The 13,192-nt window shown below is 69.0% G+C and carries 10 protein-coding genes and 6 pseudogenes; 10 read left to right on the top strand and 6 right to left on the bottom strand.

Annotated features, from left to right (window positions below; genetic code table 11):
* Positions 1-269: 269 nt before the first annotated feature.
* From AB0J57_RS33450 to AB0J57_RS33430, 5 genes and pseudogenes are all read left to right on the top strand, one after another.
* Positions 270-695 (top strand): DUF6234 family protein, encoded by a 426-nt coding sequence (locus tag AB0J57_RS33450; protein ID WP_366132159.1) that lies wholly within the window; start codon positions 270-272, stop codon positions 693-695.
* A gap of 194 nt (positions 696-889) precedes the next feature.
* Positions 890-1,138 carry a hypothetical protein gene (locus AB0J57_RS33445; RefSeq protein WP_366132158.1) on the top strand — a complete coding sequence of 83 codons (249 nt, stop codon included), beginning with the start codon at positions 890-892 and terminating at the stop codon, positions 1,136-1,138.
* 49 nt (positions 1,139-1,187) lie between these two features.
* Positions 1,188-1,586 (top strand): annotated as a pseudogene (locus AB0J57_RS33440) (transposase); the annotation flags it as partial.
* Positions 1,587-1,867: 281 nt separating this feature from the next.
* A pseudogene (locus tag AB0J57_RS33435) lies at positions 1,868-2,064 on the top strand (hypothetical protein).
* Positions 2,065-2,263: 199 nt separating this feature from the next.
* Positions 2,264-2,611: a DUF1036 domain-containing protein gene (locus AB0J57_RS33430; RefSeq protein WP_366132157.1), complete on the top strand. Its 348-nt coding sequence runs from the start codon at positions 2,264-2,266 to the stop codon at positions 2,609-2,611.
* A gap of 382 nt (positions 2,612-2,993) precedes the next feature.
* On the opposite strand, the gene AB0J57_RS33425 is transcribed toward AB0J57_RS33430, so the two are convergent.
* Together AB0J57_RS33425 and AB0J57_RS33420 are read right to left on the bottom strand one after the other, a co-directional pair.
* Entirely contained in the window at positions 2,994-3,995 is a 1,002-nt protein-coding gene (locus tag AB0J57_RS33425) for a hypothetical protein (RefSeq protein ID WP_366132156.1), read from the bottom strand.
* A complete protein-coding gene (locus AB0J57_RS33420; RefSeq protein ID WP_366132155.1) occupies positions 3,992-4,378 on the bottom strand; it encodes a hypothetical protein in 387 nt (128 codons plus the stop codon). Before AB0J57_RS33420 ends, AB0J57_RS33425 begins: the two co-directional genes overlap by 4 nt.
* A gap of 24 nt (positions 4,379-4,402) precedes the next feature.
* Here AB0J57_RS33420 and AB0J57_RS33415 point away from each other — a divergent pair, with 24 nt between their 5' ends.
* The 3 genes and pseudogenes from AB0J57_RS33415 to AB0J57_RS33405 form a co-directional block, all read left to right on the top strand.
* Positions 4,403-8,158 (top strand): CHAT domain-containing protein, encoded by a 3,756-nt coding sequence (locus tag AB0J57_RS33415; RefSeq protein WP_366132154.1) that lies wholly within the window; start codon positions 4,403-4,405, stop codon positions 8,156-8,158.
* A gap of 393 nt (positions 8,159-8,551) precedes the next feature.
* Positions 8,552-9,115, top strand: coding sequence for an Imm21 family immunity protein (locus AB0J57_RS33410; protein WP_366132153.1), 564 nt, complete (start codon positions 8,552-8,554; stop codon positions 9,113-9,115).
* Between the two features lie 200 nt (positions 9,116-9,315).
* Positions 9,316-9,495, top strand: a pseudogene (locus tag AB0J57_RS33405) (peptidoglycan-binding domain-containing protein); the annotation flags it as partial.
* 15 nt (positions 9,496-9,510) lie between these two features.
* Here the strand turns inward: AB0J57_RS33405 and AB0J57_RS33400 are convergent.
* Positions 9,511-9,807, bottom strand: coding sequence for a hypothetical protein (locus tag AB0J57_RS33400; RefSeq protein WP_366132152.1), 297 nt, complete (start codon positions 9,805-9,807; stop codon positions 9,511-9,513).
* 163 nt (positions 9,808-9,970) lie between these two features.
* Here AB0J57_RS33400 and AB0J57_RS33395 point away from each other — a divergent pair, with 163 nt between their 5' ends.
* Positions 9,971-10,723 carry a hypothetical protein gene (locus tag AB0J57_RS33395; RefSeq protein WP_366132151.1) on the top strand — a complete coding sequence of 251 codons (753 nt, stop codon included), beginning with the start codon at positions 9,971-9,973 and terminating at the stop codon, positions 10,721-10,723.
* A gap of 260 nt (positions 10,724-10,983) precedes the next feature.
* Here AB0J57_RS33395 and AB0J57_RS33390 read toward each other — a convergent pair.
* The 3 genes and pseudogenes from AB0J57_RS33390 to AB0J57_RS33380 form a co-directional block, all read right to left on the bottom strand.
* Positions 10,984-11,296, bottom strand: a pseudogene (locus AB0J57_RS33390) (serine/threonine protein kinase); the annotation flags it as partial.
* Positions 11,297-11,578: 282 nt separating this feature from the next.
* Positions 11,579-12,316: a VOC family protein gene (locus tag AB0J57_RS33385; protein WP_366132150.1), complete on the bottom strand. Its 738-nt coding sequence runs from the start codon at positions 12,314-12,316 to the stop codon at positions 11,579-11,581.
* A 391-nt stretch (positions 12,317-12,707) separates the two neighbouring features.
* A pseudogene (locus tag AB0J57_RS33380) lies at positions 12,708-13,054 on the bottom strand (DUF1772 domain-containing protein).
* A gap of 52 nt (positions 13,055-13,106) precedes the next feature.
* On the opposite strand from AB0J57_RS33380, the pseudogene AB0J57_RS33375 reads away from it, so the two are divergent.
* Positions 13,107-13,192 (top strand): annotated as a pseudogene (locus AB0J57_RS33375) (TetR family transcriptional regulator); the annotation flags it as partial.

Genomic DNA, 13,192 nt, shown 5'->3' with positions numbered 1-13,192 from the left:
CGCGCCGCGCCTGTGGCCGGTCCTGATCGTGGGCCCCCTGGCCGTGCTGGCCGCCCTTGGCGCAGGTCTTCTGCTCTACGCCTTTCTCCTCGGTCGCCGAGGGAGGACGCTCCACAGCCGGTCCCTGCCAACGAGGTGATCCGCACCACCCCTCCCTGTGCACTTCGAGCAGGACGAGCTGCCATCTGCGCCCACGGCGGCGCTCAGCTCCGTCCCCTGTAAGTACGCCTACTCATGACAACCTGCGGGACACCCGGAACCCTGGGGTGATGATGGCCTGGTTACTGGACGTACTGGTCGGCCTGGTGGTCACGGGGATGGAGTTGGGCGCGCTTGCCTTGTACTGGTTCTTACGGGGCTTGAAGGTCTGGGCAGCGAAGGGCCGGCCGGTTCCCGAGCGCAAGAACAGGGACATCGCGCTCTACACCTCGGTTGCTGCACTGTCAGCCGCTGTGGCGTACGGATCGTTCCGCGCCAGCCTGCCCGTGACCGCCGTCCTGCAGGCCCTTCCCTTCTCGTTCATGGTGCTCGGCATGCTCGCGGTCATCCGTAAGGTGGTGCAGCACAGGCGCGAAATGAGCAGGCTGCGCAAGCGATACAAAGCCTGGAAGAACACCCCCCTACTCCCTGATCACAGGGCCTTGCCGCGCCCGTATGCTTCAGCCCCGCCGCCAAGACCCGGTCGGCCGAGTTGAGTGAGACCGGTGCGAGCGGCAGGAGACCGAGAGATACGAAGCGATGCCGGCCAGGCGCGCCGGCTCGCGACGCTGAACACCCTGGCGCGTCCGATCGAACGGGGAGGTTCATCCGATCGAGAAGTCGGCGAACTCGACGTCGCTGAAAGCGATGTGCAGGTCGTGGGCGCGGCGGCCCAGCCGCGGAAGTGAGCATGCCCCAGCGCGTGGGCGAGGACCACCATCTGCTGCTGTTCGCCCGCGCCGCCATCCCGGGCGGCGAACAGCTCCCGGGCAACCTCTCCCGGCAGCCGCTCAGGCGTCACCACCGGGCTCGAACGTCCACCACCGGAATCTGGTACCGGGCCAGCAAGCTCAGGCTGATGGCACCCGCTAGGGCGTTTCTTTCGGATCACCTCGCGGACCAGATGAAGATGCCTGCGATGTCGAGGGCGGCGAGGTAGACAATGGCGGTCTCGTCGTAGCGGGTGGCGCAGCCTTGTCACCCGCTAGCTGAGCGCCCAGCGCGATGAGTTGTTCGAACTCGCCGATGCCCTCTGTGCGCGGATGGAGCGGTGAAGTCCGGAGATGGACCTGACGCTGCTGCCGGAACATCGCCGCGGGCACGGTGCGATGTATGACGGGCTCAATCACGGCTGGATTGACGTCGACCGGCTGCGTTGGCAAGCCTGCCGCTGCCGCCGTTCCCTGACGGCCGCCCGGTCCTGGCCGTGGATGTCTCGCGTGGCTGCGGTCGGACGCGCCGTGCTCCCCGGCGCGGCTGTTCTGCCACGTATCCGGCCGCGCGAGGACACCTTCGCAGTTCGTCCGGGCTGGCCGGACTTGTTCGTCGCCGTACTGGAGACGGGCGCGACGTCCTGGACTGCGATCCTGGATGCGATCCGTTTCGGCTTGTTGACGACGCGACCGCTCCGGCAGTCCAGCCCAGGGCGCTCCACAGGTGGGCCCGCCCCATGCCTTGCACGATCACCTGATCGCATCGGCCATCACCGCCCGCCACGTCGAGAAGGGCGTACTGGCATCAGGGATCTCAGACGCTTACCGAGCGCACATAACGTGCGACCCATGCCCCTCTCGACGTGCGTTCCGGCCATCCGGCGCGCACGGTGGAGGTGTGGCCCGAGCGCCCGCCTGTGGTCGTGTATCCACCGTCGCCGACCGGCGGCCGGCGGATGGCGGTTGACGCTGAAACCCTCGGCATGGCGTATGGGCCGGCCGACCCACACTCGAATTCCTCCGGCGCGCAGGGATGGATCCCGTCGAGGCGCAACTCGACGACCGAGCCTTGATCGAGTGGAAGCTTGGTGACCTAAAGGGCACCGGCATAAAGGAGCATGAAAGATGGCGAGTAGTGATGAGTTCACCGTGAGTGTGAGCCCCACGTCCGAATTCCGAGCTCAGCCGTCCCCGGTCCGGAAGTCGTTGCATGTAGTGCACCGTCCGGGACGGGTTGAGCAGAGTGACCTTGCCTGGGTGGAGCTACCGACAGGGGCGCCCCGACGTGGGCCGGCTGTGCGCCCAGTCAGCGACCGCACTGATGGCGACAGCGTCGCGGGAGAGGAAACCTGATGCTGCAATTCGTCAACAAGTACACGGCGACTGTGCAAGTGACCATTATGTGGTACACGCCAGGTTGCGATGACGGTAACTGGACGAAAAAGGGTTGGTGGGTTCTCAACCCTGGACAGAGCGCGGTTGTCCACGGGGAAGACCTAGCGGACATCAATCGATACTGGTGCTACTTCGCGAGTGGATGGGATGGGACTTCTTTTTGGTCTGGCCCAATCAGCCGCCACGTCCCTTTCCCTCCATTCACGTGGTGTGAATTTAGGGCTGATACAACTTCCGTCCCAATCGGCTATAGAGTTGTAGACGCGGACGATGTCGACGACTTGATCATTGAGTTGGTCCCCTGACACCTGACCCAGCACTGGACGGCTGGCAGCCTGCCGCTTGGACGCATAGCGGGCTCATTCGTTCAGTGGCCTGGTCAGTTGCCGGATGGCGTCGGTGACGGTGCACGCAGGCGCTACCCGCGTGACGAGCTCCGCCGGTCCGGGGGCGCACCGCCGTGTGTCGTTTCCCGGAGCCTGTTTCTGAACTGGCTGGTGGTGACGGTTGACACGAGCGCCTGACGGGCGCCGTTGGCGCGGTCGTCCGCGCCTTGTGGCTGACAGCGAGCGGGCGTCCCCATGAGGCTCCGTCACAGCACGACCGACGGATCCGTGACCTCGGCGCTCCTGGAAAGCGCCTGCCTCTCGCGGCCGGAGCCTTCCTGCGTGCCGTGGCCGCCCGCTCTCATGAGGTGCCCGTGCCTCCAGGTGTCCGTGCCTCAGGTGCGGCCGTCCCCGTCCCGCGCACGTCACCCTCCAGCCGGATCGCTTCGAGCCGTACGGGGTGCTCGTACGCCGTCTCGGGCATGGGGACGCCCTGGCGCCAGAGCTCGCTGAGCCGGGTGTTCATCAGCCGCTCTGCGGCGAGGTCGGCAGGAGGGGGCAGGCGAAGAGCGTCCAGCAGGGCGAACCGATGCAGGTCCACGGCCGCCCGGACACTCTCGCCGTAGGCGACGGCGGCATGAACCGCGCCGATGTAGGAGACGCGGGCGACCGCCAACGGGATCAACGCCAGCAGGAGCCACCAGCCGGAGGCGACCAGAAGGACCGCGGTCACCAGGGCCGTGGCGGCCATGGTCACCGCGAGGCGGGCGGCGGCGTCCATGATGTCGCGCCGGTCGTCGACGATTCGCCTGGTGTCCGCGGGGAACAGCGGGTACAGGCGCGGCCAGGCGACGACCGCGTCGAGGCCGTAAGGCTCGCCCGCGCTGATCTCCGTGGCCGCCAGCACATTGCCGAGTGCGGTGGGCCGCAGCACGGCCGCGGGCGGGAACAGGCGCCGCAGCCGGGTACCGGCCTGCCCCGCCGCCTGGATGCGGGCCTCGGTGAGCTCACCGGCCGGCAGCTCCTCACCGGCGGCCAGCCGGGCACGGCGGGCTGCCTGCCGGCGCCGCGACAGTTCCGCCGCGTGCCGCGAAGGCCAGCCGCCCTCCAGTACGCGTACCAGCGCGAGCTGCAGAGGATGCCCGAGGGACGCCAGCAGGGTCATGGCCAGCGCGAGCAGCAGGAGCTCGCCCATGCCCAGATGTCCCGCGGTGTGCCAGGCCTGGTCGAAGTCGAGCCGGCCGGGGGCGCCCGCCCACACGAGGACGAGGACCGCCAGCCCGGCCGCGTACGTGGGGATGTAGTCCACCAGCAGGAATCTCGCGCCGCCGAAGCCGGGTCTGGCCAGCGCGTTCAGCTTCATCGCGGCAGCTCCAGGATGCCGTGGCCGTTCGGGCAGGCCGGCGGGTCCCGGGGATCCACATGGACCCGCCTGATCTCGGCCCTGCACGTGCCGCACGTGTACCGCAGCAGCCGGTAGCGCAAGGACTCGCCGGGAAGGGTCGCGCCCGCGCCATCTCCCAGTGAGCGCATGCCGGTTGCGCCGATCCGGACGAGCCAGCTCCGGCTCGTGGCCCCGACGGGCCGTCCGTCCACGACGACCAGCACGTACTCGACCGCTTCGGCGGCCAGTAGGGCCTCCAGTGCGCCGGCCGCGTCTTCAAGCGTCAGGCCCCCGGGGAGGTCGAGCCGCACGGCGCCGTCGGCCGGAGCCGACGGATCGAAGAGCAACTTCAGGTTCTCCACGCTGAACGAGGGTATCGTCCGAACGTGGTCGAGTCCCGGGCATGGGAATACTGGAACCGCTATGAGACCGGTGGTGACATCGGCGACCTCAGCCAGGCGATCGCCGCCATGGCCGGGGAAGAAGGGCCGGAGGTGCTCGCGTTCGCGCTCGAGTTCCTCGACAGGCGCGTCGCGGGGGAGGGCTTGACCCTCGACCTCGAAGAGGAAGAGGACCGGCGCGACTGGGCCGCGCTATTCTACAACATGGCCGGCGCGATGGCGAAGGACCCGGCGGACCTGGACCCGGCGGGGCTGGACCGGGCGATCGCGGCGATGGAGGCCTCCCAGGAACTCCACGAGACCACCGCGGGAACCATCCTGCTGGGCCGCTACCTGACCATGCGGAGGTCACCGGAGGATCTGCGCGCCGGTCTGGAGCTGATGCGTTCGGGGCTGGACCGGACGGAAGCCGGCCACCCCCTCCGGGCGGATGTCCACGTCATGCTCTGCTCGGCCGTCGCCGACCTCCACCTCAGCGACGACTCGCCGGCGGTCGGCGTGGAACTGGCGGAGACGTTCATGGCCGCGCTGGCCGAACTCCCCGCCGGCGGGCCGGACTGGACGGCCACGGCCGAACTCGGGATGGCGATGGCAGGACACCACCTGTTCGACAGCCGTGACCCGGCGGAGGAGTACGCCCTGAGCGCGCTGGCGCTCGCGGCCAACCCGCCCGGCTCCGCCGACCGGCCCCTCGCCCTCTACCGCCGGGCCACCGTGCTGGCGGTCAGGAGCTTCACCGACGCGTCGCTTCCGGAGGTGCAGGAAGCCGTCGCGCTCCTGCGCGAAGCACTCGCACTGCCCGCCGGCCCGTTCCCGAGGGCGCTCATCCAGACCTTCCTGAGTCTGGCCCTGGGCCAGCTGTACACCATGACCGGTGACGCGGACCTCGTGGACGAGGCCGTCGACCTGGCCCGGGATGCCCTCGCCAGCGCCCCGGCCGAGTTGCTTACGTACTGTCTGGAGAACCTCGGCTCGGCACTGACGGCCCGCAACCAGCACCGGCCCGGCATCGCCGATCTGAACGAGCTGATCGAACTGCTCGGCGGCGACGGCTCCGCGCTCACCGCGCGCGGCCACGGCCTGGCCTGCGCCGCCTTCTACAACCGCTACTTGCTCTCCGGAGTACGCGCGGACCTGGAGGAGTCGATTGTCCGGGGGCGCCGCGCCCTGGACGTCCTCGACGACGAAGCCGGATTCGCCGACACCCTCGGCAACGTCGCGAACGCTCTGCGCCTGCGTTACGAACTCCTCGGCGAAGCCGCCGACTTGGACGAGGCCGTCGAGCTGTGCCGGCGCGCCGTCGAGATCACTCCGCCAAAAGGCGCCGACCGGGTCCTCGTCTGCGCCAACCTCAGCAGTGCCCTGCGCGAGCGCGTCCAGCGGACCAGTTCGGAAGAGGACCGGCAGGAGTCCCTATGGGCCGCCCGGGAAGCAATGGCCGCGGCCGTCCCCGGCACCCCCGGCCTCCCCATGGCCCAGTCCGCGCTTGGCGGGTTCCTCTCGGACGAGTTCAAACGCACCGGCGACCGGGCCACCCTCGACGAGTCCGTGCGCCTCCTGCGCGAGGCCGTCGCGCAGACCCATGACGCCCCCGAAACGAACACGCTGGGCACCGTCCTGCAGGCGCGGTTCGAACTGACCGGATCGACCACCGACCTGAACGAAGCCATCGACCTCTACCGCGCCGTGCTCGACACCACCGAGCCCAGCAGCACCCTGCATGCCACGACCAGCGGAAACCTGGGCAGTGTGCTCGCTTCCCGGTTCCGCCTGACCCGGAACCGGGACGACATCGGCGAGGCCGTCACCGTCCTGCGCCACGCGGAGGCGCACGCCGACGCGATGGCCCGGTCGATGGTCCAGCTCAATCTGGCCCAGGCCCTCTCCACCCGCTACCAGGCCTACGACGACCCCGCCGACCTCGACGCCTCCGTCGAGGCCTCCAGGCAGGCCTACGAGACACTGCCGCCGGGCTCCTGGCGGCGGCCCGGCTACCTCGCCGGCTGGGGAACGGGGCTCTTCATCCGTGCCGTGCGCCAGGAGAGCCCCGACGACCTGGCGCAGGCGATCGCCGTCCTCACGGAGGCGGTCACCACGATGTCCCCGACCGAGCCGAACCGCTCCCGCCACCTCTTCAACCTCGCAGAGGCCCTGCTCGCCCGGGGAACGGCGGACTCCCGGCGGAAGGCCGCCGACGTGCTCCGCGAGGCGGCGTATCTGGAGAGCAGCTCCGCCGAGGCACGCGTGCGAGCAGCCCGGCGATGGGCCCAGACCGCCTACGCGGACGACGACACCGCGGCGGCGCTCGAAGCGCTGCGGCTGGCCGTGGAACTCCTCCCGCTGCTCGCCTGGCGCGGAGTCTCCCGCACCGACCAGGAGCGCGGGCTGGCCGAGCTCTCCGGCCTGGCCTGCGACGCCGCCGCGCTGGCGATCACCGCGGAACAGCCGCGCCTCGCCGTCGAACTGCTGGAACACGGGCGGGGTGTGCTCTGGGCGCAACTCCTGGAGACGAGAACCGACCTGACTTCGCTCCAGGAAGCCGAACCGGCCCTCGCCGACCGGCTCACCGAGGTCCGCGCCGCGCTCGACGAGGTCGTCGACCCGGGCACGGCCGCCTCCCCGACGGCGGCCGACCGCGCCGCCCTGGCCGGCGAATGGGACTCCCTCATCCGCCGGGCCCGCGAGCTGCCGGGGTTCGCCGACTTCCTGAAGCCGCCGGTCTTCGCGACCCTCTCCGAAGCCGCGTCGCACGGCCCCGTCGTCCTGCTCAACGTGAGCGCCCTGCGCTGCGACGCCCTGATCGTGCGCACCGGCACGGTCACCGTGCATCCCCTGCCCGAGCTGACCGCCGCCGACGTGGTGGAGACCGCCAACACCTATCTGGACCTGTTCGACCGGTCACCAACGAGCCTGGCCGCGGCCCTCAACCTCCACCAGCGGACAGAAGACCTGCTGCGCTGGCTCGGGCGCCACCTCACCGGCCCGGTCCTCGCCGCCCTCGGCGACACCGAGCGCCTGTGGTGGTGCCCGACCGGGCCCCTGGCCGTCCTGCCGATCCACGCCGGCATCGACCCGGCCGGAGCATGCGCCCTCGACCAGGTCGTCTCCTCGTACACCCCGACCCTGCGCGCCCTGGCCGAGGCACGGTCCCGCCCGGCCGCCGAACCCGCCGACCGCCGCGTCCTGGTCGTCGCCATGGAGCAGACCCCCGGCGCAGCCGATCTGACCGTCCAGCCCGAGGTGGACCTCCTCACCGGCACCTTCGGCGACCGCGCGACCCTCCTCAACGCCCCCTCGATCGCCGACGTCTGCCGGGAACTGCCGGGCCACGCCTGGATCCACCTCGCCTGCCACGGCCTTCAGGACCCCGACCACCCCTCCCGGAGCGGAGTGGCTCTCACCGACGGCATCCTCACCGTCCTCGACATCGCCGCACTCTCCGTGCCCCACTCGGAACTGGCCTTCCTCTCCGCCTGCCAGACCGCCGCCGTCGGCTCCACCCTGACCGACGAGGCCATCCACCTGGCCGCGGCCCTCCACACCATCGGCTACCGGCACGTCGTGGCCACCTTGTGGCCCGTCCACGACGCCATCGCCCCCGTGATGGCCGGCCTCGTCTACGCGGACCCCGCCCACGGCGACGTGGCGACCCGGCTCAACGCCGCCGCCCGCAGACTCCGCGCCACCCCCGACACCGCGCTCCCCATGTTCTGGGCGCCGTACGTACACATCGGCCCGTGACAACTGGGCGTCGGGCCGACCGGCTGGACCGTGACCGGATCGCGTGTGCACCCGGAGCCGGTCGGGAACACATCCGGCCATGACGACGATCGGACTGCCGGTCTGATGCCGCTTCCGGATCGGGAACGCCTGCCGGCTGTGCTGGCGCATCACCTTGTTGTGCCGCTCGACGGCTTCCACGATGGCGGGGTCGACCCGCTGTGCGGTGTGGCGGACCTTGTGGGCTTCGAGCGCCCTGCGGGCGCCACGGAAGCAGGGGTCATCTGGCGGCCGAAGTCGCGCTCAAAGGACCGCCGGCATCATTGACTCCTTGTTCTCGGCCTGGTTGCCGCGCGATGCGGTGCCCGCTGTCCCGCCGTCCCGATGTCACTGTCCCCGCTGTAGCTTGCCTTCATGAGCACAGATCGGGACGGTACGGTGGGGTGGATCGAGTCCGGGGGCGGGCCGTTGATCGTGGTGCCCGAAAGGGTCTTGACGTCCTGGCAGGGATGTGATTTCGAGTCGGCGACGAACGACGACGACTACGGCAGGGCCTGCGATGTCGAGGGCTACCTTGGTGTGATCCCCGTAGGAGGTGCACAGGCCCTGGTTCTCGGGGAGCCGTGGGCGACGACCTACCTGCCGGGCCTCAGCTGTTTCGTGTGCTGGATCGGCGCCGATTCGGAGGAAGCCATGCTGGGCAGTGTCGAACAAGCGCTCGTGGCGGCGGCGTGGGAGGCGGAAGTGCACTGGGAGGTGCCGGGTCCGGTGATCCTGCTGGACTCCGGGTGGCCCGGCGTTCCCCGCCCCGATGCGGAGTTCGAGGAGCTCGACCGGCTGCGCATCGACCTGGAGGCGGGGCACTATCTGGTTCGTGCCGCCTATGCCAAGCCGGCACCCGGGACGACGATGGTTCTCGTTGGGCTCACCCGGCTTCCGCTCGACGGCTCGGCAGGCGGGGCTCCGTACCTCCCGTAGCCGATCCCGGCGCTCAGCCCCCTGCGGTCTGTATTCCAGGACGTCCCTGAGGTCCGGTCCCCGCTCGGGCTCCGGCGAGCGTAGCCTCCCACCGTCATCGACGTGCCGGGGCCCGATCACCGGCCGAGCGCCGCAGCGTACGCCATCTGGGGTACGCCGTGCACGCCCCGCAGAGAATTGACCGCTAGGACGAGGCCCTCGCACAAGCTGTCGTTCTTTATCAGGAGTTCTTTGGCCTCGACGTGGACGGCGAGTTGGGCGAGAAGACCCTGGATCGCATGTGCCGGCGGCGCTGCGGGGTGCCCGGCCTGCTGCCGGGGCCAGATCGCTTCCTCGCCGCCATCACCCTCGCCAGCACCCTCATCTGGCTCGAAGAGTGATCGACAAAATATCCCTTAGGGACGGTTCGGGTCCGATCCGTCGGACAGTCCCCAGCGGGCTGCCTCGAGAACCCCCGGTATGTCGCCGACCCACCTGAACTGGTCCTCGTTCTCGTCATGCTCCAGGACGCCGGCGGCCACGAGTTGGAGCAGGGTCTCGTGCAGGGCCCGGCCAACCGCGTTGTCACTCCAGAAGACCCACTTCATAGAGGTGAAGCCTTCTTGCTCGGTGAAGATCCCGAGCGCTCTTCCCACGCAGTACGCCGCGCCATCGGAGTCTGTCCAGCCTGCCAGTTCCTTCGAAAGGTTCATCGGCCGATGGTGCCAGACGCTGCCGCGTGGTGCTTTGCTTGCTGGCCCCGTCCACTTGCGCAAACAGGACGTCACCACCCTTGCCCGTGCTCTGATGCTTGATCGACAGGAAGTTCCCTGGGCTGTTTCGTTCGGCTCTTGCGAGGCTTGTCATACTTCCCGAATGGAGATGCAAGCCGTGGAGGCAGCACGGCGGTGGTTGGCTGATCAGGGCGTCCGCCAGGTGCGTGACGGGTGGGTGAGCGACCAGAAGCCGGAGGTGTTGCTCACCGCCAACCAAGTGGCACATTCCTGGGCTGGCGATGTGTTCGCCGAAGATCTGGGTGCAGCCGAACAGGTGCTGTTGGCCTTCGGGCTGCTGGACCTCCTCGACGAGTACTGGGTTACGTGCGAGATCCGGTTCGCGAACGATGGTGCGGAGGGTCCCCTTCCGACCGACGCGCTGTGGGAGGGCTACCGTCGGCGGCTGGAGGCGGACCGGGACGTCGAGACTGTCACCTACTCATTGTGGGTCGACTGGTTCGAGGACCACACCACTTCCGCGACGGCTTTCGCTGAGGTCCTCGGTAACGACATCGACCAAGTGGTGACCGATCGCTCGGACGTCCTGCTCCGCCGAGCCCGTCGTGTTCTGGAGTGTTCAGGCCCGGTGCGCTGGACGGTGAAGGAGCCGACGTACCGCACCGCCATGCAGCTTCCCGCCCTGCACGCAGCCGTCTTCCGCGCCATTCGGGCGAGCTTCCACGATGTCTACGGCGACCTGGAACCGGCTGCCGCACTGGCCCTCCTCGACCGGCTGGATCTCCCCACGGACACCCAGCACCTTGCCGAACTGCGCCACGTACTTGCCGCGGGACACAAGAACCACTACCACAGTCCCCGCGCCTGGGACGATGCGGTTCGCTCCTGCTCCTGAGCCGTGAGCCTGGCAGACCAAAGAAAGATGCCAGCGACGTAGAGTCTGGCCAGGTAGATGGTTGCCGTCTTTTCATGTCGACGGTCACGCAATTCACCACCCATGGCCGGACCACGGTCCCGTGGTTATGCCATGAGAACGGGTTCTGGCTGAGCTTCTGTGAAAGACGTAGAGCAGTGGCGTCGGAGATCGCAGTAACACTCGTGCTTCAACCTCCCCAGGGGCCGCGCCGGCCATTGCTGCCCTATGCCATCGACCCCGGACGGCCCCGGCACGTACAGCGTCGCGAGCCAGGGAGGTACGCCGTGGGTGTCGGCGTCGACAAGTTCCGCGGTGTACGCGCCCCTGACCTGGCGGGCGGCCTTCACCTCCCGGCGGAACCGCCGCCGGAAGGCCGGGTCGTCGGCCAGTTCCGGCCGCACCACCTTGATCGCCACCGGGCGGCCGCCCTGGGTGCGCGACATACACCCGGCCCATCCCCCCCGCGCCGAGCCGGGCCGCGAGGCGGTAACCGGCCACAACGGGAGGGTCGTCCGCCTGGAGCGGCTGGAACACCTCGGTGGCGCTGCTCATCGGAGTGTCGTCCCCCTGATCCCCGACCGGCGCCGACGGGCCGGTCCGGGACGCAAGCCTAAACGGGCCGAGTGGACCCCGCTGACCTGGGATGCCTCCATGGCCTCCCTGCCCGTAGCCGATGCTCGGCCTCGGCGCCCCCGGGGACCGGTGTGCAGGACTCCGACGGGTTCACGGCCGCCGACCCCGAACGCCACACGTCCTTCCGGTCAGTAGCCACGGACAGTCCTCCCGCCGCCGTTCCGCCCCGGACAAGCCGGGCGGGCCTCATGGTGCTCAAGGTCAGCGAGGCGTGAGGAGGCAGAACTCGTTGCCTTCCGGGTCGGCCAGAACCGTCCAGGAGATTGCGGACTGATCGAACTTGGGGTTGGTGGCGCCCAGGGCGCGCAGTCGGGCTGCCTCTGCGGCCAGGTCGTCACCGGGGTAGGGGCAGACGTCGAGGTGGACGCGGTTCCACACGCTCTTGGTGTCGGGGGTGCGGACGAACTCCAGGTAGGGACCGACGCCTTGGGCGGAGCGCATGGTCGCGTGGTCGTCGGTGACCTCGTGCAGCGTCCAGTCCATCGCCTCGCCCCAGAACCGGGCCATCCCCCGTGGGTCGGTGCAGTCGACCACCACCGCGGCGATCGGCCCGGTGTCCTGGTAGATCGGACGGGGCTCCAGGACGCAGAACTCGTTGCCTTCCGGGTCGGCCATGACCGTCCAGGGGACGTCGCCCTGACCCACGTCGGCGAGCGTGGCGCCGAGATCCTTCAAGCGCGCCACCAACTCCGCTTGATGGGCGGTCGAGGTGGTGGTCAGATCTAGGTGCACACGGTTCTTGACCGTTTTGGGTTCCGGGCGGGCGACGATGTCGACGCAAACGGCCACGGGGTCGGGGTAGGCGAATCCCAGGGGTTCGAGGTTGGTCACGCCGGGCCCCTCGCTGTCGACACCCCAACCGAGTGCCTCCGCCCAGAACTGGCCGAGCGCGGAGTCGTCCTGGGCCTTCATGTTGATCTGCACGAGTCGTGTTGCCATGCCGCAGAGCCTAAAAGCTCCGCCCAGCCCAGGCCGCTGCGATCAGATATGTGCTCGACCAGGACTTTGGGACGGGTCGGGACGCCGGGACCGGCCTGGAGTCGACCGGCGGTGAAGTGTTACTTCGTCGAAGGTGCGGGCTTAACGTGCTTGCTGGTCGACGGACTGATTTGGTCGCGTACCGTCAGAGCTCCCGCAGGACATGGATGCGTACGCAAGCGAGCACGACACCGGGTTCCGATGCGGACCCAGGGGAGACCTGTCCGTCGACGGCTTCGAAATTTTGTCTGCGGCTGCCGTATTCCCGGCTGTCGGGAGCTCGGTGGCGCCGCTGCCACCTGGGGGGGGGTGGGGACTTGCGACGCCACCAGCGCGGTGTCGGCCCGCAGTCTCAGGTGAGGGTGACGACCAGCAGGGTGAAGGCGGCGATGATGACGGCGACGCGGACGTAGTGGAAGCGGTCCCGGCGGTTCATCTGGTCCTTCCAGTCCTCGGGCCGGTTCTCGGGGGTCCATGTCTTGCCCCGGTTGTTGACCGGGACGAGCAGCAGGAGGAGCGAGGTGATGTACCAGACCGGCATCACAGCGCCGAATATCCGGCCCCGTGGGCGCGACCGAGTTGGCCACTGTCGTCGGGTAGTGCCTTGAGGATCGGGTTGATGACGAAGGCGACGGAGAACTCCACCCCCACCATCACGCCGAGGATCACGGTGATGAAGACCTGGAGTGCGTTGAGCATGATGACCCTCCCGAGATCTAGCATTGCTAGCAGATGGGGCAACGATCGATTCATGTCGGTAAAGGAACGCAAGGAGCGCGAACGGGCGGAGCGCGAACGCCTCATCGTGGCGACAGCCCGCGAACTCGCCGAGCAGCA

This window comes from Streptomyces sp. NPDC049837 (genome assembly GCF_040674455.1).
Classification (GTDB): Bacteria; Actinomycetota; Actinomycetes; order Streptomycetales; family Streptomycetaceae; genus Streptomyces.
The sequence above is the reverse complement of the archived record's forward strand: the minus strand, read 5'-3'. Positions and strand labels throughout refer to the sequence as shown.